The following is a 24,146-nucleotide window of genomic DNA, read 5'->3' as shown; positions in this document are numbered from 1 at the left end:
ATGAAGATTGTTGTTGCAGGCTGCGGAATGGGGGCGGAAAATTTACTTTTGCCCGCCGCAAAGCATGAGATTCAAAGAGCGGATTATGTTTTCGGAGCGCAAAGGCTTTTGGAATGCTTTTCACATTTCATTGGGAACGGCGAAAGCGTGCCTGTTTGCGCGCTTGAAGAACGCATCCGGTCCTGTGGTCCGGGAAGCAGAATTGCCGTGCTTGCCTCGGGAGACGTAGGCTTTTTCAGTATTTCAAAAATGATACGGGAAGCGTTCCCGGAAGAGGAAATAACGTTTATTAACGGGATCAGCAGTCTGCAATATTTTTGCGCAAAACTGGGCAAAGAATATGATGATGTGAAAGTGGTAAGCGCCCATGGCAGGCAAAACCGGGTACTGCCGGCAGTGTGCTATCATAAAAAGGTTTTTGCACTTACCGGAGGGCAGACAAAGATTCAGGACATCACGAATGAGCTGTGTGTTTCCGGTTTAGGGGACGTATTGGTCAGTATAGGCGAAAACCTGGGAGAAAAAACGGAAAGGATCATCACAGGAAAAGCAAAAGAGCTGAAGATGGAGTTCGGAAATTTGGCGGTTATGCTCGTTGAAAATCCGGGCGCCGCCGATTTCTTCCGGACGCTAAAGGATGAAGAGTTCACCCGGGGGAAAACGCCTATGACAAAACAGGAAATCAGAGATATCGCCCTTGCGGAGCTTGAAATACGACCGACAGATACAGTTTACGATGTAGGCGCGGGCACGGGTTCCGTTTCGGTAGCCATGGCGATGAAAGCGCGGGAAAGCCGTGTTTTTGCCATAGAACGGCATGAGGAAGCATGCAGCCTTATTCGAAAGAACATAGAAAAATTCGGTACATATAACGTTGAAATTATTTCGGGGACGGCCCCTAAAGCGCTGGAAGAGCTGCCTGCGGCAGACAAAGTTTTTATTGGCGGGAGCGGAGGCAACATGGAAAGCATCGTAAGACTTATCTTAGAAAAAAATCCACAAGCTATTTTTGTCGCGGCCGCTGTTGCAATAGAAAGCGTGGGTGCGGTGAAAGAATGCTTTGAACGGCTTGGAATATTGAAGAATATCGTGTGTGTAAATGTTTCGGAAGGGACAAAGAAAGGAAACTATACGTTGATGACTGCTAAAAATCCCGTTTTCCTTATAAAGGGAGAAGGCGTATGTTGAGGATTCCGAGATTGCAGATCGTAGGAACACATAGCGGCTGCGGGAAAACAACGGTCGTTTGCGGAATTTTAAGCGCTTTACATAACAGGAACCTGAAACTTTCCAGCCTGAAGTGTGGACCGGATTATATCGACCCAATGTTTCATGAAAAAATGATTGGAACGCATTCCGGGAACCTCGATGTGTTTATGAATGGAGAGGAAAATATCCTTTCCCTGTTGGAACGGCAGGCGGCGGGAAGCGATTTTACGGTGATCGAAGGTGTTATGGGCATGTATGATGGAATTGCCTTTGGCAGCAGCCGGGGAAGTTCCAATCATATTTCTCTTCTGACAAAAACACCGCAGATACTTGTGGTGAACGTCCGGGGAATGAGCACATCGGCGGAGGCGCTGGTGAAAGGCTACCTCAGTTATGAAGACAATCATATTCGTGGGGTAATCTTAAATAACTGTACGAAAGCTAGCTATTTCAAGTATAAAGAAATGCTGGAGGAGACGCTTCCGATCAACGTATTTGGTTTTTTTCCGCCGGACAATAGGATTTCACTTGAAAGCAGGCATCTTGGACTTATTACGGCGGCGGAGACGGCAAACGCAGAAGAAAAAATCAGGCTTATGGGCAGGATCGCCGAGGAGTGCCTGGATATTGACGGCCTGCTGGAACTCGGAAAAGATGCCGAAGATCTGGAGCCTGTGAAAACGCGAAAGCCAGAATGCAAATATGAAGTGAAGATTGCTGTTGCAAGAGATAGGGCGTTTTGTTTTATTTACAACGAAAATATAGATATTTTGAAGCGTTACGGCGCGAAGATCCTATATTTTTCTCCTACATCGGACAAGAACGTACCGGAAGAGGCGGATGCACTGATGTTGTTTGGCGGCTATCCGGAAGAATATGCAAAAGAGTTAGCTGAAAATAAGGCGATGAAAAGGAGCGTCAGGAGCTTTGTGAAAACCGGGAAACCGGTATATGCGGAATGCGGTGGATTTATGTACCTGACAGAACGTTTAAAAGATAGAATGGGAAAAGAATTTGAAATGTGCGGCGCCATATCGGGGGATAGTTATATGACAAGCGGACTGAAGCGTTTCGGCTACTTATCCCTCACGGCCCAAAAGGATAATCTTTTATGCAAAAAAGGCGAAACGTTGAATGCGCATGAATTTCATTATTCTGACAGCACCAACAATGGAAACGGTTTTATTGCGGAGAAGCAGGGAAAACGATGGGCTTGTATCCTATGCGAGGGCAATCTTTTTGCGGGATATCCGCATCTGCATTTTGGGGCGCATCCGGAATATCTTGAAAATTTAATCAAACAAGCAATGGAGACCAAGCAAAATGGGATTGAATAGTTATTTGGAAAAAATTACCTTGCCGGATGAAAATGCACGAAAGCTTTCCCACAAACGTTGGAACAGCATTGCAAAACCGCTCGGAAGTCTAGGGCTTTTGGAAGAAGCGGTGGAAAAAATAGCCGCGATACAGGGGAGCGCAGACATCCGGCTGGAGCGTAAATACGTTGTACCGATGTGTGCGGATAACGGTGTTGTCGCGCAGGGCGTATCTCAATCTGACCAAACGGTAACGGCAGCGGTAACAGATAATTTTGTCAAAGGAATGACCAGCGTATGCTGTATGGCAAAGAAAATAGGCGCTGAAATAGTTCCGGTTGATATCGGGGTGCGTTATCCCCTGACAGAGCAGGGAATCTTAAATAGAAAGATCATGAGGGGGACGCACGATATCACAAAAGGACCGGCGATGTCGCGGGAGCAGGCGGAAAGAGCGGTGATGACAGGCATTGAAGTCGTTGGACTGCTCAAAAAGCAGGGGGCAGATATCATTGCGACAGGTGAAATGGGGATTGGAAATACGACGACGAGCGCTGCAGTCGGTGCTGTCCTGTTGGGAAAAAAGGCAAGGGAAGTGACGGGAATTGGCGCAGGCCTTGATGAAAAGCGGTTTCAAAAGAAGACTGAAGCGATACGGCAGGCGATTGAGCTAAACAGGCCAGATCAAAACGATCCTGTGGGTCTGCTCTCTAAATTGGGGGGGCTTGATATCGGTGGGATGACGGGACTATATATCGGTGGAGCTATATACCACATTCCAATTGTAATTGATGGAATGATTTCAGCGGTCGCGGCGTTGCTTGCTATAAAAATATGCGATAAAACCCGGGAATATATGATTGCTTCACATATATCGAGAGAACCGCTGGGGAAGGCGCTTTTAAAAGAAATTGGCCTGGAAGCCATGATTGATGCAGGCATGTGCCTCGGGGAAGGAACGGGAGCCGTCTGTGCAATGGGAATGATAGATATGGCGTTAGCGGTGTATCGGGAAATGGGGACGTTTTCGGAACTTGAAATCGAAGAATATATCGATTATAAAGCGGAAAGAGATAGAGTGCGACAGGAAAGAGGAGGCGTGCCCGGAAGGGCGTGACGGGGATAAAATATGGTAGTTTATGACTGCGGGGCGGATGGTTTGGAAAGTTGATATATGCATTCATTATTATCGCGGCATTTTTGCTTGATGCGGTCTTTGGAGATCCACACGGCCTTCCACATCCGGTCGTTTTGATCGGTAAATTTATAGCAAAAGGAGAGGCCTTTATGCGCAGATATTTTTCCCCGCGGACAGGGGGAACGCTCCTTGCGCTGGGCACGATTGCGATTAGCTTTTGCATCCCGTTTTTTCTGCTTTTTTTTCTGGCAAGGCTTAACTTCTATGCTGCGCTTGCACTGGAAATTTTTTTCTGCTATCAAATACTGGCGGCGAAATCCCTAAAGAAAGAGAGTATGCGGGTATATCGTTATCTGGAGGCGAATGATATCGCAAATTCCAGAAAATACCTTTCGTGGATTGTCGGGCGGGATACAAAGGAACTCGACCAAAAACAGATCATTAAAGCAACAGTTGAAACGGTCGCGGAAAATACATCGGATGGGGTAATTGCTCCGCTGTTTTATATGGCGGCAGGGGGAGCGCCGCTCGGATTTCTGTATAAAGCCGTCAATACGCTTGACTCCATGATCGGATATAAAAACGAGGCTTATATAGAGTTTGGGCGGTTTGCGGCAAAGATGGATGATGTTTTCAATTTCATTCCTGCATGGCTGTCGGGCCTGTTTATGATAGCGGGGAGTTTATTTGTGCGGCTCGATACAAAAAATGCAGTCAGGATATTCAGAAGAGACAGGAACAACCATGCAAGCCCAAACAGCGCTAAAACAGAATCGGTCGCGGCAGGCGCGCTTGGGATACAACTGGCGGGAGACGCTTTTTATTTTGGCAAACTGTACCGAAAGAAAACAATTGGAGATGTGGTGAGGGAGCCGCATCCAGACGATATCTGCAAAATGAACACGCTGATGTATGCTACAGCCGTCATAGGCGTTTTGGCTTTTGCAGCGGTAAGAATATGGATTTGGTGGATAGTATCGAAATGAGAATACCGAATAAAATGATTGAATATGGCCACGGGGGAGACATTTATGGCAGCCATGGAAAAAAGGTCATAGATTTTTCAGCAAACATAAATCCACTGGGTATGCCTCAAAGGGCTAAGGATGCGATTCTCGAGAACATCGAATCCTATTGCGCCTATCCGGATCCGTTTTGCCGGGAGCTAAAACAGGCGATCGGGTCATTTGAAAAAGTAGAGGAGAGGTGTATTGTCTGTGGAAATGGTGCGGCCGACCTTATTTACAGGATCGTTTTAGGCTTGAAACCACAAAAAGCATTGCTTCTTGCGCCTACTTTCAGCGAATACGAGGCCGCGCTTATAAGCTGTGGATGCGAACCGGAGTATTTTTTGCTGAAAGAGGAAAACGGGTTTCGCGTAAAAGCGGAAATTGCAGACAGGATTACAAGCGATATCGATATGGTTTTTATCTGCAATCCCAATAATCCGACGGGGGCCGCCGCCGAACGGGAAGTGATCGAAACGATTGCGCGGAAATGCGACGACTGTGGAGCGGTGTTGGTGCTGGATGAATGTTTTATGGATTTTTTGGCGGAGACGCACGAGTATAGCCTGAAGGACGCATTGCACGAGTATAAGCGCACGGTTATCTTAAAAGCATTTACAAAAATTTTTGCGATGGCGGGCATACGGCTTGGCTATTTGTTATGTGCGGATGAAAAGATCTGCGCCGCCGTAACGATGGCGGGCCAGCCGTGGAGTGTTTCGACGGTTGCTTCAAAGTGCGGTATTGCCGCACTAAGCGACCCGTTTCATATCCGGAAGACTAAAGAATACATCAAAACGCAGCGTGCCTACTTAACGGAAGAAATGAAGAAATGCGGAATCAAATGCTTTGACGGGAAGGCAAATTATATCCTGCTGAAGACAAACCGTGATTTTGGGAAAAGAATGCGCAAATATGGTATTCTCGTGAGATCCTGTGAAAACTACAGAGGACTTTCAGAAGAGTTTTTCAGGATTGCCGTAAAAACAAAACAGGAAAATGAATATTTCATTGAATCTATTCACAAGGAGTATCGGTTATCATGGCAAAATCCATAATGATACAGGGAACAACTTCAAATGCCGGGAAATCGCTTGTCGTCGCGGGGCTTTGCCGCGTTTTGGCGCAGGATGGCTATAAGGTGGCGCCGTTCAAATCCCAAAATATGGCGTTGAATTCATTTATCACAAAAGACGGGCTCGAGATGGGAAGGGCGCAGGTCGTTCAGGCGGAAGCGGCAGGGATTGAACCGGATATAAGGATGAACCCAATTCTTTTGAAACCCACAAGCGATAAAGGGTCGCAGGTCATTGTAAATGGAGAAGTGCTTGGGAATATGACCGCGAGGGAATATTATAAAAATAAAGAAAAGTTGGTTCCGCATATCCAAAAAGCGTATCGGTCGTTGACAGGGGAATTTGATATCATCGTTCTGGAAGGCGCCGGCAGTCCGGCCGAAATCAACTTAAAAGAGCAGGATATTGTAAATATGGGCATGGCGAAACTATCCAATTCGCCGGTGCTGATTGTAGGAGACATAGACCGGGGAGGCGTTTTTGCTTCACTCGCAGGCACGATGCTGCTTTTTGACGAGGAAGAAAAAAAGCGCGTCAAGGGAATGATTATCAATAAATTCCGCGGCGATATCACGATCCTGGAGCCGGGACTCAAAATGCTCGAGCAAATAGCAAAAGTGCCGGTTTGCGGCGTTATTCCTTATTTGCAGGTGGATATTGACGATGAGGATAGCCTTGCGGAGTGTATCGAAAAAAAGGCTATTCCGAACGTAATTGATATTGCGGTGATAAGACTGCCACGAATCTCAAATTTTACGGATTTTAATCCGTTTGAATATATGAGAGGCGTTTCACTTCGGTATATTTCCGCGTTGAAAGAGTTGGGAGAACCGGATATGATAGTGCTTCCGGGGACGAAAAATACCATTGAAGACTTAAAGTGGCTCAGGAGCAGCGGACTTGAAGCGGCAATTTTGAAAAGGGCAGGGCGGGGCGTGCCTGTTTTTGGGATTTGCGGCGGCTATCAAATGCTAGGCCGGAGCATCCGCGACGAAAGCGGCGTAGAAGGCGGCGGAGAAATCAAAGGGATGGGGCTCCTTGACGGGAGTACCATATTCCGGGCAAAAAAAACAAGAAAAAGGATTTGTGGGGAGCTGAATACCGTAGGAGGAATCTTTGCAAATATCAGTAAAAAGGCTTATGATGGTTATGAAATCCACATGGGAGATAACGGACAAAATCATATGTTGGAACAAAAAGGAAATGTTTATGGAACCTATCTGCATGGAATTTTTGATGCAGAAGAGATAAACGGGGAGATCCTCTCGGCTTTACTGAAGGAAAAAGGAATTGACGAAAAGGACTTTCGTTCGGTTGATATCAGGGCATATAAACAGCAGCAATACGATCTTCTGGCAGACGCGGTCCGGGAATCCCTGGATATGGCCTACATCTACCGGATAATCGAAAGGGGAGTATGATGCATGGAAACTAAGCTGGGACTGATTCATATATACTGTGGAAACGGAAAAGGAAAAACGACGGCGGCTATGGGGACGGCCCTGCGCAGCGCGTGCTGTGGTTATCGTGTGCTGATCGCACAGTTTTTAAAAGATGGGGATTCCAGTGAGCTTGCCGGACTGGAACGCTTTGAAAATGTTACGATATTATCTGGAAAATGTGAACCGGGTTTCACAGTATTCATGACAGAGCAACAAAAAGAAAACGTGATGCGGGAATGTAACGAATACCTTGACCGCATCATATCGCTTTTCCGGAAAAGAAAATATGATGTAATTGTCCTGGATGAAATTTTGGACGCGATTAACTGTAATTTTATAACGGAAGAGAAAGTTTGCGCATTTTTAGAAGAAGCCCAGGGAAAAACCGAAGTGATTCTTACCGGGCGTAATCCGGGAGAAAGCCTGTGCGCAGCAGCCGATTATATCAGCGAAGTGAGAAAAGTGAAACATCCATATGATAAAGGCATAAAAGCAAGAAAGGGAATTGAAAAATGAAAATTGAAAATATAAAGCCGGCAGATATTGAAAAACGCAGTATGGAAATCATAAAAGAAACACTTGGGGATGTTTGCTTTACACCGGAAGAGGAAAAAATTGTTCTACGGGCAATCCATACGTCCGCGGATTTTGACTATGCGGAAAATTTGTGCTTTTTAAATGATGCGGTCCATAAAATATCGTCTGCGCTTGCAAATGGGGCGGATATTGTAACTGATACCAATATGGCGAAAACGGGGATTAATAAGAAAAAACTGGAAAGCTTGGGCGGACGGGTTCATTGTTTCATGGCGGACGAAGATGTCGCGCAAGAGGCGGCGAAAAGAGATATTACGCGGGCGGCGGTCTGCATGGAAAAAGCCTGCGGATTAAAAAAAGAGATTGTCTTTGCTATCGGAAACGCCCCTACAGCCCTTTTACGTATCAAAGAATTGTACGAAGCCGGGGAGATAAATCCGGCTGGGATCGTAGGTGTTCCGGTTGGCTTTGTAAATGTGATAGAGGCCAAAGAGCAAATTATGAATACTGATCTTCCGCAAATTGTTGCAAGAGGAAGAAAGGGAGGGAGTAATATTGCGGCAGCGGTTATCAATGCGATGCTGTATATGATTTGTTGATGATTATTTGCAGGAAGGCAGAATGTTGCTTGCATCTATAGTTTTATCTGTGGCAGCAAGATGCTGAGGACAGTATATTATTATAGATAGAATATACTGGGAATCGCTATTTCGGCGGACCCCAAAAAGTCCGGCGGAAAGTTCATACTGCACCTGCGTGGGCGCATGCCCTTTCTTAAAACAAAAAACTGCACTAAATTAAGTAAGAGAGTTCTTTTACCATATAAAAGAATTATTGCGCTGCAAAAAGTCCAACGCTGCCAATGGACGGGCGTTTTTTTGCAGTGCATGCGCGGCGAAGGAGGAAAAGTAAAACTCGAACCCCCAACAAGCCAGACATCATAGTACATGGGCCTTCCTTGGAGACAAGAAGTAAATGCATTTTGCCATTATACAAACGCAGGGCATTGGCGAACCAACCTGTAGTTTGTCCCGTGTATTCCAGCCTAATAACGTTGCCATTTTTAAAATAGTTGAAGGGAAATGATATCCTTGGGCAGTTTCCTGCAACTGAAGACGATAACTATTTTATAGGCATCGTTGATTGGCAGTTTATGGAACATTGGATTCCGGCTGCGGACTCGAGTTGGCACAGGCCGCTTGATATTTATATGTGGCGTACCAAAGGAATTTTTTATGAAGAATGAATTTTTGATTGAAGCATGCAGCGGGAAGTCTATCGACGTAAAGGAAAACCAGCTCATAACTATTGTTGATTTAGATGGCGGCCAGGTCGTAGATTTTTTCGCTGAAGTGCTGCATAAACCCGATGAATTTTTGTCTACCGGCGTTACTATCGATTGCAACGAATCACTGCGCCTTGGAATGCATAGCATTATTTATACGAATCTCTATAGGCCCATGTTCCAGATTTTAGCGGACGATGTCGGGGAACACGATTTACTGCACCCGTGCTGCAGGACGGAAATGTATGATTTCTTTTATCACAATGGAGAGGGACATCCGAACTGCCTCGGCCACATTAACGCCAGCTTAAAAGAGCGGCGGCCTATTATACATCCCGTAAATTTTTTTATGTACACAAAGATCAATACGGATGGGACTATTTCTGTCGAGACGCCGCTTTCCAAGGCCGGAGACAGCGTAACGCTAAAAGCATTTATGGATGTACGATTGGGGATAGCAGCCTGCAGCGTTTCCGAAAGCAAATGCAATTCAGGTAAATGCTCTCCTGTCAAAATTGTGATAGAAGATTAATTCCATTACAGCGAAGAGGAGGATAGTTCATACTGCGGCTGCGGTTTGTAGTGGTATTGTTTTTTCCTATACTGAAACATTGCAATCAACTAAAAAATTATTCACTATAATAGAATAGATGCTCAAACTGAATCCAAGTTAAAACAATTATTATCTTTTGAACAAAAGATACCTTGATTCTGAATTTAAATTACATTTTTGAAATGCATATAAATTGGGGAATCTGTAAGTGAAAGAACAGACTCCCCAAAATTGTCGGCTTGTTTTTTATTGTTTTGCTTTATACTGAAACGCCGCGATCAAATAAAGAATGGGGACGGCCAAACCTGCCACGATGGACAGTATACTAAAGCTGTCAGGATAACCCACCAGTGTCATTATGATAGATACGACGCACAACGTGACAGTTAAAATTCCACAAATCATGCAGCCGTTTACTTTCTCCGGAACATTCCAATTTTTGATTCCCAGAATTCCTGCAATCAACTCAAAAATTGCGCTGACCAACGCTATAATAAGAGACGCCGTCAATAATTCCACCGGTACTGTCACTCCGCCCAATCCTGCCAATGATACGACCATCCCGATCCCTGCCAGCGAAAGCAATCCGCCGATGATTGCGATGATCCCGAAAATCAGCATAATAATCCCCATTACTTTTAAAAATTTTGAAGTTTTCATAAGTGCACCTCTTCCAATCCTGAATCGTGTCCATGCAAATTATTCCCGCGTATACTCATAACTGATGCCCTCTTCGCCTGCCGACATATCTGTCAAGATTAAAGTGTCGCCGTTGATCGAGTAGGAAAACATCATCGCTTCGTCACTTTCCATTCCGAATAGTTCAGCGTAAATATTGAGCTGATCTCCATCCGTATCATATTTGAAATCATAGGCCAGCAACACATTTTCATTATGGCCTGTACCGTCTGCCTTAAATTCGTAAACTTCTTCCATAAGATCCGCGCTTTTCCATTTCCCCACCAGAGGTGAAGCTTCTTCTTGCGCTCCCCCTGCACCGCAGCCCGCGAACAGGCACAAGACAAACAGAACTAAAATAACAATGCAAACTTTTTTCATTTTTTCTCTCCCATATCATTTTTAAATTTTTTTAGTTGTGATTTCACCAACATGCCAACATGGAATTGATGATCTGCAAAAGGCCTTTTTCTATTCAAGATAATACCAAAATCTATACGGAATAGGATAGTACCCGACGGGTACTTTTTGGTTTGCTTCCGTTTTTATTCCACAATAAAAAACGGTACCACGCGGGTACCATTCTTGAAAAAATTCGGTTTGTCAGGCTTTATAATTGTTTTAATAGATCAATTTTTCAACTTCAGCCAATCGGTTACTACGGCGGAGTAAGTCAATATAGAGCACCAGTTCTTCTTTCGTACTGACCGCAAGCTTCCGATAAATATTTTTATTATGTTTTCGTACCGTGTGAATGCTGATAAATGCCAATCCCGGTATTTCAGCAATTTCACGTCCGTCTATATAATATTTCAGAATATTCCGTTCAGCCGGAGTCAATGCCGCGGTCCGCTCTACAAAAGAATCCAGCATATTTAAAACGTCAGAAGCAAATTGGCCCTCCTCGGATTCTCCAGCCGTTCGTTCCTGTTCCGCAGCTTTTAATTCTTCTGTCTTGACGATCACCGGTTGCTCATTGTGCCCGATATATGATAGATCTACAAGACGCATCAAGTCTTCCACCGTCCAGTCTGTTGCCTTCAAATCTACTGCGCAAATTTGTATGGGAAGCCGAATCATTTGATTTTTGTACTGCCATTCACCGGAAAATTTCCGGGCTATTTTCTCTGTTAATAGTTGCATATCATAACTATCGCGGAATACCGTCAGAGCAAAATGTCCTCTTTCGCAGTCATACACGTCTATTTTTTTAGAAAGGCTGTTGAGCCATTCTGCCGCACCGGCCATAAATCCATTAATATATCCTGCACCGAGTGTGGCAATACCAAAATAATGGGAACGCGAAAGCTTGACCATCACCACATTAAGGTCTGTCTGATTCTGGAACGCCAAATTAATGCTCCGTAAAAAAGCCGCGCGGTTGTATACTTTCGTAACCGGACTGTAGATCGCGTCCAGATTTTCTACCGTAGTCAGAAATCCGAAAATGCCGATCGACTGGAAAAAAAGCTCCAAAAGTTGATGCGGCATAAAAAACTGCTGCACAAAAATAGGAATAATGCTGAAAATAAGCAGCATGATCGCCGCATACCGCTGTGATTTAAGCAATAGATTCCGAAACCGGATTGCTAAATATACCGTCAATAACATATATAAATATCCCGCACCATATAAAGCGTAGATCATAACGCCGTGGGAATAAATACCATTTACATCATAATAAAATACCCAGCCTAAAACCGGATTCAGCGCCAGCGGTAGAAAAATGGCGAGGGCTTCCGGCAACAGAAACAGAACAAAAAGCGGTTTTTTAATACGGTGCTTCAATCCAAGCAATACGATCATATACCATGCAAACAAGCATGCTGTACTGGTATGGACGAATAAGAAAATATAGTTGAGGATATCCCGTGAAAAATACGTATATTGATTTATATAAGAATTACCGACAGAACTCCAGATATCAAAAACAGCAGAAATCAGCGCTGCAATAATAACAAATAGCAGTAATTGATTGGATTCCTTCTGTAACCCTTTTTGGGAAATAATCACATATAGAGAAAAAATGGAAATCACTCCGGCGCAAATATCAAAGGTTATATTGTAAATCATAGAATGTCTCTCCAACCGCCCATCGAATAGGAAAATAATTATATATCATAAATTTTACTTTAAATTTTTATTTTTAGCAAATAATAAACCGCTGGCAAAACTGTTATAAAATAACGACAAATCCGAACGCCTCATTTATAAATACGGGATTGGGGTTCAAATTTGAAATATTTGGCGGAGAGAGTGGGATACTCATGCAACACATGGGCTAAAGGCGAACCAGTCGCCACTGCGTGGCTCCTGTGGGTTTGAAGTTAACTGCTTCAACTATAATAAAAAGCCCATACTTCATATGGACTTTCCATTGTGGCGGAGAGGGTGGGATTCGAACCCACGTGCCCGTTAAGACAAACGCATTTCGAGTGCGCCCCGTTATGACCACTTCGATACCTCTCCACGTGACGAATTTTATTTTACCAAAAAGCGCCGGCAATTGCAATATGATAATGAAATTCGTATAATAGAGAAAAAACACGGAAGGAAATGGCAGTTTGAAAAAGCCTATTCTCGGCATTGCAATCGCGGTGACACTGCTGCTTGGCGCGTGTGCCCTTACGCCTGCCGACCATTACGACAATTTTATCAACGACCTGGATGCGGTTACCCGCCTGCAAACGGGTTTGCAGCAGATGGAGGGCGGCGGGATGACGCCGTATGTAACGGCGGACATGAAAACGCTGGGACGAGAGCTTGCGGTATTTTCGACGGAGGATACGGAAATCCGGCAAATCAACGAAAATTTTATTTCTACCGCGCGGGCACTTCGGGAAAGCATGGAAATTGCGGAAGAGGACGAAGAAGCCGCCCATGCCCTGTATGAAGCCGCAAAAACCTATTTTGATACGGGACTTTTGATGTTTTCTTCCCTGGAAACAAGCGGGGGAGGGCGCGCCAGTGGATGACGAAAAATGGATGCGCGCCGCAATCGAGCAGGCTATGCTTGCAGAAGCGATTGACGAAGTGCCTATCGGGGCGGTCATTGTGCGGGATGAAGAGGTTATTGCAGCGGCGCACAACACGCGGGAAACAGAAAAAAACCCCCTTTGCCATGCGGAAATCAGCGCGATTGCACGGGCGGCAGAAGTGCTTTGCGGGTGGCGGCTTCCGGGCTGTACGCTGTACGTGACGCTCGAGCCGTGCCCTATGTGTGCGGGCGCAGTGATTAATGCGCGCATCCCGCGCGTCGTTTTCGGCGCATATGATAAAAAAGCGGGCGCGTTTGGTACATTATATGACCTTGCGGAGGGAAAACTCAACCATAAACCGGAGGTTGCGGGCGGCATCCTGGAAAAAGAGTGCGCGCAGCTTCTAAGCTCATATTTCAGAAAAAAGCGGAAACGAGGTGTTTGAGAATGGAGTGCAAAAAAGAACAGAATAAAAGCATGTGCAACTGCTCGTTCCATTGCTCGAAGATGGGACTGTGCTGCGAGTGTGTAAAATATCACCGGGAGCTGGGGCAGCTTCCCGCATGTTATTTTTCCGAACGTGCGGAAGCAACGGGGGACCGCAGCGTAGAAGCGTTTCTCCGGGATTGGAACGCAAGATAATGGCAAAGGCGAGACTGAAACGCGTGAGCCGCGAACGCGACTTTTTGGCGGCGGCAGACCTTGCGCATACCATATGGCGGGAGCACTACGCTGGTATTATATCAAGCGACCAAATTGAATATATGCTGGAGCAATTCCAGTCGGTACCGGCCATTAAGAATGCGGACGCACAGGGCTGCGAATATTATTTGATCCGCGTTTTGGGGGTTAACGCAGGTTATGTTGCCATAGAGCCGAACCATCCGCAGGGGAAGCTGTTCCTGAGTAAGATTTACCTTCTGAAAGAGTACCGCGGAAAGGGTTATGCGCGGGACGTGTTGGACGAGGTGCGTGAGATGGCGCGGGGCCTGCGGCTCAAAAGTATCTGGCTTACTGTGGCAAAGAACAACCGTTCGTCGCTGGCGGCTTATGAGCATCTTGGGTTTACCAATACGGAAGATATCTGCAAAGACATTGGCGGGGGCTTTGTGATGGACGACTACGTGATGGAACTCCCCATATAAAGGAAAAGGCATGCAGAATAAAAAGCAGAGAATTGCGGCAATGTGCGCGATCCTTGCCAAACATCCGAATAAGCTCTATTCACTGAACTATTTCCAGAAAATGTTCGGCGCAGCCAAATCCAGTCTTTCCGAGGACGCCGCCGTGATTAAGCAGGTATTTGCAGACGTGGGCATCGGCTGTGTGGAAACCGTGGCGGGCGCGCATGGCGGGATTCGTTATATACCGCGGATGCCTGAAAATACGCGGGCGCTGCTGCTCAAAGAACTGACCGAAAAAATGAGGGATACCTCGCGCATTCTGCCCGGGGGATATATGTATATCGCAGATCTTTTCTGTACGCCGTATTATGTAGATGGAATGGCACAAATTATGGCGGAATGGTTCGCGGGCGCGAAAGCGGATTTTATCGTTACGGTCGAGACCAAAGGTATTCCGCTTGCCATGAGCGTCGCGCGTATCCTGAACCTGCCGCTTGCCATTGCGCGGCGGGAAAGCAAATTGACGGACGGCTCTGTTTTTTCGATCAACTATCTTTCCGGTTCATCCCGCAGGCTGCAGACGATGTCGCTTTCCAAGCGCATGATTAAGGAAGGAACCAAGGCGCTTGTGGTAGACGACTTTATTGCGGGAGGCGGCACCGTAAAAGCGATTTGCGATATGCTTACGGAATTCAATATCGACGTGGTAGGCATGGGTGCAGCAATCGTGAACCGTTATCCACAAAAGAAAAGAATCAGCGGATATAAGGCAATTTTTGAATTGGAAGAACTCAGCGAAACAAAAATAGAAATTTCTGCATATTGACGCGGTTTTGAGCGGTTGCAATTCTGTATAAAATATGTTAGATTAAAGTTGAGTAAAATCAATGGGGTGGATTTGCTTAGCACCGCTTTAGGAAAGCGGCATAGTCTAACAACGAGGTGGAGGGTTGAAGAATGGAAATTACAGATATTCGCATCAGAAAGATTGATGGAACAGGTAAAATGAAGGCGATCGTTTCGGTGACGTTTGACGACATGTTCGTGATCCACGACATGAAGATCATCGAAGGGGCAAGCGGCCTGTTTATTGCAATGCCCAGCAGAAAAACGCCAAGCGGCGAATACAAGGATATCGCCCACCCAATTAATTCGGATACAAGAGAGATGATCCAGCAGATTATACTCAGAGAATATGAAAGCCTGCCGGATGAGGAAATGAATCCGGTGCTGGAAGATTACTGAGCTTTAGAAACGGGCTCTTCCATAAGGAAGGGCCTTTTTTATTTTGCATAGGAAATGGGTTTTGTGTATAATAAATAAGGTTAGGGCCAAGAGAAAACTTATTATACTATTTATGGAGAATCAAATATGAAAGAATGCATGGCAGTTATCCTCGCAGCGGGTGAAGGGACGCGCATGAAGTCAAAAACGCCGAAGGTCTTGCACCAGGCGGCAGGGCGCAGCCTGCTTGAATGGGTCGTAGGCGCGGCGCATGGAGTGGACGTCAAAAAGTGCGTTGTCGTATGCGGCCGCGGGATGAATGAAATAAAGGAACAGCTTGGAAGCACGGTTTCCTATGCAGAGCAGGCGGAGCGCAGGGGAAGCGGGCATGCCGTACTGTGTGCGGCGCATGAACTGGAAGGTTTTGAAGGATATACGCTGATTATTGCAGGGGATATGCCGCTTTTGCGCGCCGAAACGGTTCGTGCGCTTGTAGACGCGGCACAAAAAGGCAATTATGCCTGCACGATGCTTACCGCGCAGCTTGAAAATCCCTATGGGTACGGCAGGATTCTGCGTAATACGCTGGGCGACGTAACCGCCATTGTGGAGGAAAAAGACGCGACGGAAGAGCAGCGTGAAATTCAGGAAGTCAACGCTTCATGCTATTGCGTATGCACACCTCTTTTACTTGAATGCCTAAAGGAAATAAAGCCTGCGAACGCGCAGGGGGAATATTATCTGACGGATATTGTCGGCCTGCTGAACGCGCGGGGCGAAAAGGTGGGCGCTTATATTGCGAATGACGCGCGTGAGTGCATGGGTGTAAACGACCGTATACAGCTTGCGCAGGTGTCGGGGATCCTTCGTGAACGCATCCTCGAAAAGCACATGAAAAGCGGCGTTACGCTGATCGATCCTAGTAACACGTATATCGATGCGGACTGCACAATCGGGCAGGACACGGTTATTTATCCCAACGTGACGCTCGAGGGGAACACGCGCGTCGGAGAAGATGTAATTCTTTATCCTGGGTCTCGCATTCGAAACAGCGTTATTGGCAGCGGTACGCAGGTGCAAAATTCAGTTGTTCTGGAGGCGGAAATCGGGGAGTATTCCACTGTGGGGCCGAATGCGTATGTACGGCCGGATTCCCACATTGGAAACCATTGCCGCATCGGGGATTTTGTGGAGATCAAAAATTCAAAGATCGGCGATGGTACAAAGGTTTCCCATTTGACCTATATCGGGGATTCGGACTTCGGCAAGGGGATTAATGTGGGATGCGGCGTCGTAGTAGTCAATTATGACGGGAAGAATAAATTCCGCACTTCGGTAGGAGATGACGCGTTCATCGGATGCAACACAAACCTTATTTCACCAGTGAGCGTCGGCGGAGGCGTATATATTGCGGCGGGTTCCACAATCACGGAGGACATTCCGGACAACGCCTTTGCGATCGCGCGGAGCCGGCAAGTTGTAAAGACGGACTGGAAAGACAGAAGAAAATAGGGGAATTGACAGGAAGAAGCACGCGCGGAGCAAAGGCAACAAGGGGTCCCCGCACGAGCCCAGCGAAGCGGGTCGTGTGGGGCAAAGGAGCAGCCGCCGCGAATCGAGGCTTTACCGCGAAGCGGGGAAGCGAGCAAAAGAGGCGGGATGCGACGCGCGATCGCGCGGAGCCGGCAAGTTGTAAAGACGGACTGGAAAGACAGAAGAAAATAGGGGAATTGACAGGAAGAAGCACGCGCGGAGCAAAGGCAACAAGGGGCCCCCGCACGAGCCCAGCAAAGCGGGTCGTGTGGGGCAAAGGAGCAGCCGCCGCGAATCGAGGCTTTACCGCGAAGCGGGGAAGCGAGCAAAAGAGGCGGGATGCGACGCGCGATCGCGCGGAGCCGGCAAGTTGTAAAGACGGACTGGAAAGACAGAAGAAAATAGGGGAATTGACAGGAAGAAGCACGCGCGGAGCAAAGGCAACAAGGGGTCCCCGCACGAGCCCAGCGAAGCGGGTCGTGTGGGGCAAAGGAGCAGCCGCCGCGAATCGAGGCTTTACCGCGAAGCGGGGAAGCGAGCAAAAGAGGCGGGATGCGACGCGCGGGGCGCATTCATTCTGTTTTTTGGAGGGAACTATGTATTTTATCGCCGGGCTCGGAAATCCGGGACTGAAATATAAAAATACGCGTCATAATGCAGGATTCCAGGCACTTGATCTTCTAGCGAAGCGTCATGGAATTAAATTGAAAGCGACAAAATTCGACGCGCATGCCGGACAAGGCATGATTGGCAATGAAAAGGTTATGCTCATTCGCCCGACGACATTTATGAACAACAGCGGTTATGCGGTGGACGGCATCCTCAACTATTATAACGCCGGCCTTTCCAAGTTGATCGTGTTATATGACGACATCGATATTCCATTCGGTACGCTGCGGATCCGCGGGAAGGGCAGCGCGGGCACGCACAACGGCATGCGTTCTATTTTAAGCTACACCGGTTCGGGAGATTTCACGCGCATCCGGATTGGGATCGGCAAGCCGGAGGGGAACCTGATCGGACATGTACTCGGAAAATTTGAAAAAGAAAAGCGGGAGCAGGCGCAGGAGATGTTTGGCCGCGCGGCGGACGCCTGCGAATGTATTGTGATGGAAGGCGTTTCAAAAGCGCAAGCAAAGTTTAACGGATCTTAATTCTGGAAACGAGAGGGAACATGAATTGAACGAAACGGCGAGCCCGTTGATTGCAAAAAGCGGCGCGTTCCGGGATGTATTGGATTGTATCCGGGGAGGGAATTTGCCCTGCTCGGTTTTTGGCGTTACGCCACATGCAAAAGCATTTTTTGCAGAAGCGGTTGCAAAAAACGCCGGACGGCAGGTATTGTGCGTCACCAACACCGAACAGGCGGCGCGCGAGTATGCGGCCGCGGCCGGAGTACTTTTTCCAGAAAACGATTATTCCCTGCGCGCGGCGGAGGCCAAAGGACGAGACGAAGAACTGGTGCGCGTAAAGGTCATGAAAAATGCCGGGACAATCAGGAAACCGGTGTTTCTTTCGATACGCGCGTTTCTTGGAAGGCTCGTTCCGCCGGAGAATTTCAGGCAAACATGCCTCATCCTCACGACTGGCGAACATTACCAGGATGAAAAACTCATGGAGACACTGGCAAGGAATGGCTACGAACGGGTGGGAACCGTGTATTCGCGCGGCGAGTTTGCACGGCGCGGGGAAATACTCGATATTTATCCTCCGGATTCCAAAATGCCGCTGCGCGTTACATTTTTTGACGATGAAATTGAAAGTATCCGTGCATTTGACAGTGAGACGCAGAGATCGGCGGGAAAACCGGTTCCGGAGTACCGCCTCCCGCCTGCGCGCGAAGTTGTGTTGGGCGAAACGGAAAAGAAGAAGCTGTTCGCGTATCTTGAAAAACAGGAAAATGGAAAGCTTGCCGGCCAAATCAAAGCCGATGTGGAGGAATACGGAAATTTTGAGAATGCCGATACGTTTTTGCCGGTGATGTTTGATCCGGCCTATATCTCCGATTATTTTCCGGGTTCAATCCTGCTGTTTGACGATTTTGAACGAATTTACGGAGAAGCAAAACGTATTTTGATCGAATTTGCAGATACGGCAAACCATCTTGCGGCGGAAGGGGAAGCCTTTCCCGTTCAGGGTGAAAGTATAGGAGAACTGAAAACCCTTATTAAAAACAGAACGGCGGACGTGATCGACCTGGCGGGCACGAAGAACGCGCAGCTTAGGACGGTATGCGAGGTAGATATGGATATGCACGGCGCTGTGGAATACCGCGGCCGCATAGACCAGCTCGCAAAAGACCTCCAAAGCCGGCGGGAGCACGGCTATTCTGTGCGCATGTTCGCGGGAGGTAAGGCGCAGGCGCTTTCCTCCGCCCTTGCGGAACTGGATGTCATTGCCCCGGTGGAAAAAGAAATGTCGGCGCCGCTCTCCATCAGCGGGGATTATGTTTCCTATGGGTTTGAAGTTCCTTCCGGGAAAATTCTTGTATTGGGCGCGAACGATATCTATGGCCGCGTGAAAAAGGCGCCTGTTAAGAAACAGAGACAGCATGCGGAGGAGGATATTTTCAGCGACCTTTCCCCGGGGGACTTTGTGGTGCACGACGTGCACGGCAAAGGGAAATACCTTGGGCTTAAGACGCTTGAAGCGGGCGGTACTGTCGCGGAATATATGGAAATCGAATACCGCGGGGGAGATAAGCTCTATATCCCGACCGCACAGATTGACCGCGTACAAAAATATATTGGCAGCGAGGACGCGCCGCCCCAGCTTTCAAAACTTGGCGGCCGCGAGTGGGAAACCGCAAAAACGAAGGCGCGCGAATCGGCCTTGAAGCTTGCCTTCGACCTTGTGGACCTGTACGCGCAGAGGTTTGAAAGCAAGGGGCACGCTTTTCCGGAAGATACGGTTTGGCAAAAGCAATTTGAAGATTCCTTTGAATATGAGGAAACGGAAGGGCAACTCCAGAGCATCGAGGAAATCAAAAAGGATATGGAATCCCCGCGTGTGATGGACAGGCTGCTGCTGGGGGATGTCGGGTATGGCAAAACGGAGGTTGCCATGCGCGCGGCCATGAAGGCGGTAACGGATGGAAAGCAGGTGGCGGTGCTTGTGCCAACGACACTGCTTGCGCGGCAGCATATCAAAACGTTCCGCGAGCGGTTCCGCGATTTTCCCGTGACCATCGCCGGATTGACCCGTTTTTCAAAGGGAAAGCACAAGCAGGTGCTGGATGATTTGCGCCGCGGAAAAATCGATATCGTGATCGGCACGCACCGGTTGCTTTCAAATGATGTGAAATTCAACGACCTTGGGCTTTTGATCGTGGATGAAGAACAGAGGTTCGGCGTGACGCACAAGGAAAAGATCAAGCTGTTAAAGCAAAGTGTGGACGTGCTTACCCTTTCGGCAACGCCGATTCCCCGCACGCTCGAAATGTCGCTTGTGGGAATCCGCGATATGAGTACGCTCGATACGCCTCCTTCCATGCGCAAACAGCCATATTCCTATGTGATGCGCTATTCGGACGGCCTCCTGCGGGATGCGGTTATGCGCGAAATTGGCAGGGGCGGGCAGGCATACCTTGTGTGCCGCAGGATCAGCGAAATGGACCAGCTGGTAGCCGATGTGAAGCGCAACGTGCCGGAGGCGCGCGTTACAGCCGCGCACGGGCAGATGAGCGAATCGGAACTTGAACGGGTCGTCGGGGGATTTATCGACGGGGACTACGACGTGCTTGTATGCACGACAATTATAGAAAGCGGCATCGACATTCCCAGCGTCAATACGATTATTGTATATGAAGCGGATAAATTCGGGCTTTCCCAGCTTTACCAGTTAAAAGGGCGCGTGGGCCGTTCGGATAAAAATGCATATGCGTACTTTACCTATCTGGGAGACGGCAGTATGAAGGAAAACGCAGCCAAACGCATGGCGGCGATCCGTGAGTTTACACAGCTTGGCAGCGGCTTTAAGATTGCCATGCGCGATTTGCAGATCCGCGGGGCGGGGAACCTTCTGGGGCCGGAACAGAGTGGGCATATGGCCACCGTGGGCTATGCGATGTACTGCAAACTGATGCGCGAGGCAGTCGCCACGGCGAAAGGCAGGCATGTGGAGGCGGAGTTTGAAACATCTGTGGAACTCGGCGTACCCGCCTATATTCCGGACCGATATATCAGCAACCAGACAGATAAGATGGATATTTACAAGCTGATTTCGAAGATCAGGACGGTCGCGGACGCGAAATCGGCCTCGAAAGAGATTGCGGACCGTTATGGAAAGATTCCAAAAGAGGTCAATAACCTGATTGTGACCGCAACGGTGAAAAGCTATGCAGCCGCTGCAGGCATCGCAAGCGTGATTAAGAAAACGGATGGAATCGAGCTTAAGTATTCGGAAACCGTGAATCCGAATGTAAAAAAACTGTTAAAAATGGTGAGTGGACGCGCGAATGATGTTATACTGAGACCGTCCACTCCGCCGGTGCTCGTTTATAGGACGGAAAAAGGGTTTGACACAAACGCCTTTCTGGAATTCCTGGGTGGGATTAGAATGCGCCGCCGGAGAAGCTGACACAGGGACAGCGGATTTGCATTGCAAATCTACAGCCGTTCTTGTATAATAAAAAAGTTAGCGTAGCGAACAGCGATTTCCGCCTGATGGCGTTCCCGGGAACAGATTCGTTTCACAGGAGCCGTTTATGCATACGGCAGGATGGAAACGCCCGGGAGAGATGGCTTTCGGCCGGATGCCGACGGAAAACCAGATGGAATATCCGGTGACGCCGGGCAAAAATGGCAGATGACTGTGGGGGCCCGGCAGTTTCTTTTTCCTCAAGGGAATGCAGGATTTCGTTATGCAATTCTAAAGCGCCGTAAGGCGCGGCCGGGATAGTATTTATTTGGAAAGGAACAATAGCAATTATGAATCGGATGAAAAAAATCATGATCACGGCAGTGTGCGCCGTTCTGTGCGTTGCGCTTGCATCGTGTTCCATGGTATCGGTCAACGAAGATAAAGACCGTGCACAAGTTGTGGCAGAAGTGAATGGAACGGAGATTACCAAAGGCGAGGTGCTGGATCAGGTAGATATGAACCTTACGGTTTACGGCATGACGCGCGAACAGTTTGTCGAGCAATATGGCGCGGAACAGTTTACGGCGATGAAGGAGGATATGCTGACCCAGTTTGTACAGAACGAACTCCTGTACCAGCATGCGCAGGCGGATGGCCTTGCAACAGATACGGATGACGCGCGCGCGGAGAAACGCCAGGGGATCGAAGATACCCTCGAGAGCCTGCGTACCAGCATCGAAGAAACGGCAAATGCCGATGATACGATTACGGACAAAGATGCCTATATAGAAGAACAGTATGCAAAATATGTCGACCTGTATGGATATGGCGATATCGACAAGGCGGTTGAGGATTCCCTTAAGACGGATGCAATCAATGCAGAAGTTGAAAAGCTGAACGACGAAGTAACCTACTCCGAAGATGACGCGAAAGCCTATTATGACGAGCTGATGGCCACGCAGAAACCCGCAATTGATGAAGACGCAACGGCATATACGACTTATGAGAGTTCCGGGACCGTGGTTTACGAACCGCAGGGAGCGCGGTATGTCAAGAATCTACTGATCGGTCTTTCGGACGACGTCCAGAGCGAGATCAGCTCCCTGCGCCAGAGTGGCGACGAGGAAGGAGCGGACGCCAAGCTCGAGGAAGAACTTGCCAAAATCAAAGCAGATGCGGATGCCGCGCTTGCGCGTGCAAAAGCGGGCGAGGATTTCGACGCGCTGATCGAGGAACTCGGTTCGGATTCGGGTATGACGGTGGAACCGGCAAAAACCAAGGGATATCTTGTGTTCCCGGGTTCCGGTATGGTAGAAGAGTTTGAGACGGCCGCCATGGCGCTTCCGTCGGTCGGATCGATTTCCGATCTTGTCGCTACGGATTATGGTTACCATATCATTCAATATACGAGCGAGGGCGGCGGCGAGGTTCCTTTTGACGATGTGAAGGACAGCATCATCAGCACCAAGCTGAGTGAGGCGCAGACGACACACCTCAACGAGACGCTTGAAAAATGGCAGGAAGAGGAAGCGATCCAAACTTATCCCGACAGGCTTTCCACATTCGTATAAATGAAAGATTATATAAAGGGGCAGTACACAACGTGTACGGCCCCTTTTTGCTTTTGGAAGTGTCGTAAAACAATTTTACCTACAGTTTTTCCAACCCGGGAAAGATTCCTCCCACCAATCCGTATGATGCCGGCGCGGGCAGGAGTCCGCGCCCGGGCGTCTTTCGTGATGCGGGCCATGATGCGGCCCGGGTCCTTCGCATGGACCGCGGTGGGGGCCGTGATGCGGCGGTTCACTGGGTTCGCCAGCCTCATCCAACGTGGCCTGCCATGAATCCGTAAGTTTACCGAGCAGGGAAGAGAGCTGCGAAAGCTCTTCTTCGGAAAGCGGATCAAAAACTTTCGCCTCCAGTGCCTCCCTGCCCTGTGCGGCTTGCTGCACCAATGCTTTTCCTTCCCCTGTAAGCGTAACGACCATGTTGCGCTTATCGTCATCATCCGGTGCGCGGGCGATGAGCCCTTTATCTTCCAGCTTTTTCAAAAGTTCACTCAGGGACGAAGGGCGGATATCAAGCAAAAATGCAAGATCTTTCTGGCTGACAGGCTCTTTCTCCAAAATCTGGTAAAGAAGCCTTCCCTGTCCGGGATGCAGCAGCGGGCCCTTTGTTTGTTTATGGTAGAAATGATGGATACGGCCCAAGAGGTGAGCGAAGCGGTGGAAACGGTCCATCAGATCCTTTGATTGAGATGGGTTCATTTTTTTGCCTCCTTCAAATTAATAAGGTACCTAAATAATAAGATACTCCCTGGGGGGCGAAATGTCAACAACAAAATGATGAGGTACCGAAATATATTTTAAAAAATATTTAGACCGATGGAAAACACATAAAATATACAGCGTAAAGGAAGTGGAAGGACGCTATGGAAGACGGATGAGGAGAATATTTTCGGCCGC

23 protein-coding genes and 1 tRNA gene are annotated in these 24,146 nt (G+C 48.1%); 19 read left to right on the top strand and 5 right to left on the bottom strand.

What is annotated here, in order from left to right; all coding sequences use genetic code 11:
* The 9 genes from cbiE to H8S18_RS12545 all read left to right on the top strand — a co-directional run bounded on the left by cbiE (position 1) and on the right by H8S18_RS12545 (position 9,542).
* The gene (gene cbiE, locus H8S18_RS12585) at positions 1–1,188 is read left to right on the top strand and encodes a precorrin-6y C5,15-methyltransferase (decarboxylating) subunit CbiE (RefSeq protein WP_186858626.1); all 1,188 of its coding nucleotides are present in this window, start codon (positions 1–3) and stop codon (positions 1,186–1,188) included.
* Positions 1,182–2,546: a cobyrinate a,c-diamide synthase gene (locus tag H8S18_RS12580; RefSeq protein WP_186858625.1), complete on the top strand. Its 1,365-nt coding sequence runs from the start codon at positions 1,182–1,184 to the stop codon at positions 2,544–2,546. The genes cbiE and H8S18_RS12580 overlap by 7 nt, the downstream gene beginning before the upstream one ends.
* Complete coding sequence (cobT, locus tag H8S18_RS12575; RefSeq protein ID WP_186858624.1) at positions 2,533–3,642, top strand: nicotinate-nucleotide--dimethylbenzimidazole phosphoribosyltransferase; 1,110 nt, start codon at positions 2,533–2,535, stop codon at positions 3,640–3,642. Before H8S18_RS12580 ends, cobT begins: the two co-directional genes overlap by 14 nt.
* Before the next feature lie 50 nt (positions 3,643–3,692).
* Positions 3,693–4,649, top strand: coding sequence for an adenosylcobinamide-phosphate synthase CbiB (gene cbiB, locus H8S18_RS12570; RefSeq protein WP_186858623.1), 957 nt, complete (start codon positions 3,693–3,695; stop codon positions 4,647–4,649).
* Positions 4,646–5,728 (top strand): pyridoxal phosphate-dependent aminotransferase, encoded by a 1,083-nt coding sequence (locus H8S18_RS12565; protein ID WP_243165160.1) that lies wholly within the window; start codon positions 4,646–4,648, stop codon positions 5,726–5,728. Before cbiB ends, H8S18_RS12565 begins: the two co-directional genes overlap by 4 nt.
* The gene (locus tag H8S18_RS12560; protein ID WP_186858622.1) at positions 5,713–7,167 is read left to right on the top strand and encodes a cobyric acid synthase; all 1,455 of its coding nucleotides are present in this window, start codon (positions 5,713–5,715) and stop codon (positions 7,165–7,167) included. The genes H8S18_RS12565 and H8S18_RS12560 overlap by 16 nt, the downstream gene beginning before the upstream one ends.
* A gap of 3 nt (positions 7,168–7,170) precedes the next feature.
* The gene (locus H8S18_RS12555) at positions 7,171–7,704 is read left to right on the top strand and encodes a cob(I)yrinic acid a,c-diamide adenosyltransferase (protein ID WP_186858621.1); all 534 of its coding nucleotides are present in this window, start codon (positions 7,171–7,173) and stop codon (positions 7,702–7,704) included.
* Positions 7,701–8,324 (top strand): precorrin-8X methylmutase, encoded by a 624-nt coding sequence (locus H8S18_RS12550; RefSeq protein ID WP_186858620.1) that lies wholly within the window; start codon positions 7,701–7,703, stop codon positions 8,322–8,324. The genes H8S18_RS12555 and H8S18_RS12550 overlap by 4 nt, the downstream gene beginning before the upstream one ends.
* Before the next feature lie 636 nt (positions 8,325–8,960).
* Positions 8,961–9,542, top strand: a complete 582-nt coding sequence (locus H8S18_RS12545) for a DUF1989 domain-containing protein (RefSeq protein ID WP_186858619.1) — start codon at positions 8,961–8,963, stop codon at positions 9,540–9,542.
* A gap of 267 nt (positions 9,543–9,809) precedes the next feature.
* Here the strand turns inward: H8S18_RS12545 and H8S18_RS12540 are convergent, their stop codons facing one another.
* The 4 genes from H8S18_RS12540 to H8S18_RS12525 all read right to left on the bottom strand — a co-directional run bounded on the left by H8S18_RS12540 (position 9,810) and on the right by H8S18_RS12525 (position 12,710).
* Positions 9,810–10,223, bottom strand: coding sequence for a hypothetical protein (locus H8S18_RS12540; RefSeq protein WP_186858618.1), 414 nt, complete (start codon positions 10,221–10,223; stop codon positions 9,810–9,812).
* Positions 10,224–10,262: 39 nt separating this feature from the next.
* The gene (locus H8S18_RS12535; RefSeq protein WP_186858617.1) at positions 10,263–10,622 is read right to left on the bottom strand and encodes a DUF5640 domain-containing protein; all 360 of its coding nucleotides are present in this window, start codon (positions 10,620–10,622) and stop codon (positions 10,263–10,265) included.
* A gap of 240 nt (positions 10,623–10,862) precedes the next feature.
* Complete coding sequence (locus H8S18_RS12530; protein ID WP_186858616.1) at positions 10,863–12,314, bottom strand: LuxR C-terminal-related transcriptional regulator; 1,452 nt, start codon at positions 12,312–12,314, stop codon at positions 10,863–10,865.
* Positions 12,315–12,621: 307 nt separating this feature from the next.
* Positions 12,622–12,710: transfer RNA gene (locus H8S18_RS12525), tRNA-Ser, on the bottom strand.
* A 95-nt stretch (positions 12,711–12,805) separates the two neighbouring features.
* Here H8S18_RS12525 and H8S18_RS12520 point away from each other — a divergent pair.
* From H8S18_RS12520 to H8S18_RS12475, 10 genes are all read left to right on the top strand, one after another.
* Positions 12,806–13,216, top strand: coding sequence for a hypothetical protein (locus H8S18_RS12520; RefSeq protein ID WP_186858615.1), 411 nt, complete (start codon positions 12,806–12,808; stop codon positions 13,214–13,216).
* A gap of 10 nt (positions 13,217–13,226) precedes the next feature.
* A complete protein-coding gene (tadA, locus tag H8S18_RS12515) occupies positions 13,227–13,664 on the top strand; it encodes a tRNA adenosine(34) deaminase TadA (RefSeq protein WP_186858849.1) in 438 nt (145 codons plus the stop codon).
* Positions 13,665–13,666: 2 nt separating this feature from the next.
* Positions 13,667–13,861, top strand: coding sequence for a DUF6485 family protein (locus tag H8S18_RS12510; protein WP_186858614.1), 195 nt, complete (start codon positions 13,667–13,669; stop codon positions 13,859–13,861).
* The gene (locus tag H8S18_RS12505; RefSeq protein ID WP_186858613.1) at positions 13,861–14,364 is read left to right on the top strand and encodes a GNAT family N-acetyltransferase; all 504 of its coding nucleotides are present in this window, start codon (positions 13,861–13,863) and stop codon (positions 14,362–14,364) included. The genes H8S18_RS12510 and H8S18_RS12505 overlap by 1 nt, the downstream gene beginning before the upstream one ends.
* A gap of 10 nt (positions 14,365–14,374) precedes the next feature.
* A complete protein-coding gene (gene purR, locus H8S18_RS12500; protein WP_186858612.1) occupies positions 14,375–15,169 on the top strand; it encodes a pur operon repressor in 795 nt (264 codons plus the stop codon).
* A gap of 131 nt (positions 15,170–15,300) precedes the next feature.
* The gene (spoVG, locus tag H8S18_RS12495) at positions 15,301–15,588 is read left to right on the top strand and encodes a septation regulator SpoVG (protein ID WP_186858611.1); all 288 of its coding nucleotides are present in this window, start codon (positions 15,301–15,303) and stop codon (positions 15,586–15,588) included.
* A gap of 126 nt (positions 15,589–15,714) precedes the next feature.
* Positions 15,715–17,079: a bifunctional UDP-N-acetylglucosamine diphosphorylase/glucosamine-1-phosphate N-acetyltransferase GlmU gene (glmU, locus tag H8S18_RS12490; RefSeq protein WP_186858610.1), complete on the top strand. Its 1,365-nt coding sequence runs from the start codon at positions 15,715–15,717 to the stop codon at positions 17,077–17,079.
* 5 nt (positions 17,080–17,084) lie between these two features.
* Positions 17,085–18,254: an aminoacyl-tRNA hydrolase gene (gene pth / locus H8S18_RS14715; RefSeq protein WP_243165159.1), complete on the top strand. Its 1,170-nt coding sequence runs from the start codon at positions 17,085–17,087 to the stop codon at positions 18,252–18,254.
* A gap of 25 nt (positions 18,255–18,279) precedes the next feature.
* Complete coding sequence (gene mfd / locus H8S18_RS12480; RefSeq protein ID WP_186858609.1) at positions 18,280–21,678, top strand: transcription-repair coupling factor; 3,399 nt, start codon at positions 18,280–18,282, stop codon at positions 21,676–21,678.
* 350 nt (positions 21,679–22,028) lie between these two features.
* Positions 22,029–23,252: a peptidylprolyl isomerase gene (locus tag H8S18_RS12475; protein WP_186858608.1), complete on the top strand. Its 1,224-nt coding sequence runs from the start codon at positions 22,029–22,031 to the stop codon at positions 23,250–23,252.
* Positions 23,253–23,327: 75 nt separating this feature from the next.
* Here H8S18_RS12475 and H8S18_RS12470 read toward each other — a convergent pair whose 3' ends face one another.
* On the bottom strand, positions 23,328–23,948 hold the full coding sequence (locus H8S18_RS12470) for a MarR family winged helix-turn-helix transcriptional regulator (protein WP_186858607.1): 621 nt from the start codon (positions 23,946–23,948) through the stop codon (positions 23,328–23,330).
* Positions 23,949–24,146 lie beyond the last annotated feature (198 nt).

The sequence above is a fragment of the Christensenella tenuis genome, from assembly GCF_014287795.1.
Lineage (GTDB): Bacteria > Bacillota > Clostridia > Christensenellales > Christensenellaceae > Christensenella > Christensenella tenuis.
Note: the sequence above shows the minus strand (reverse complement) of the source record. Positions and strands in the feature narration are given on the sequence as shown.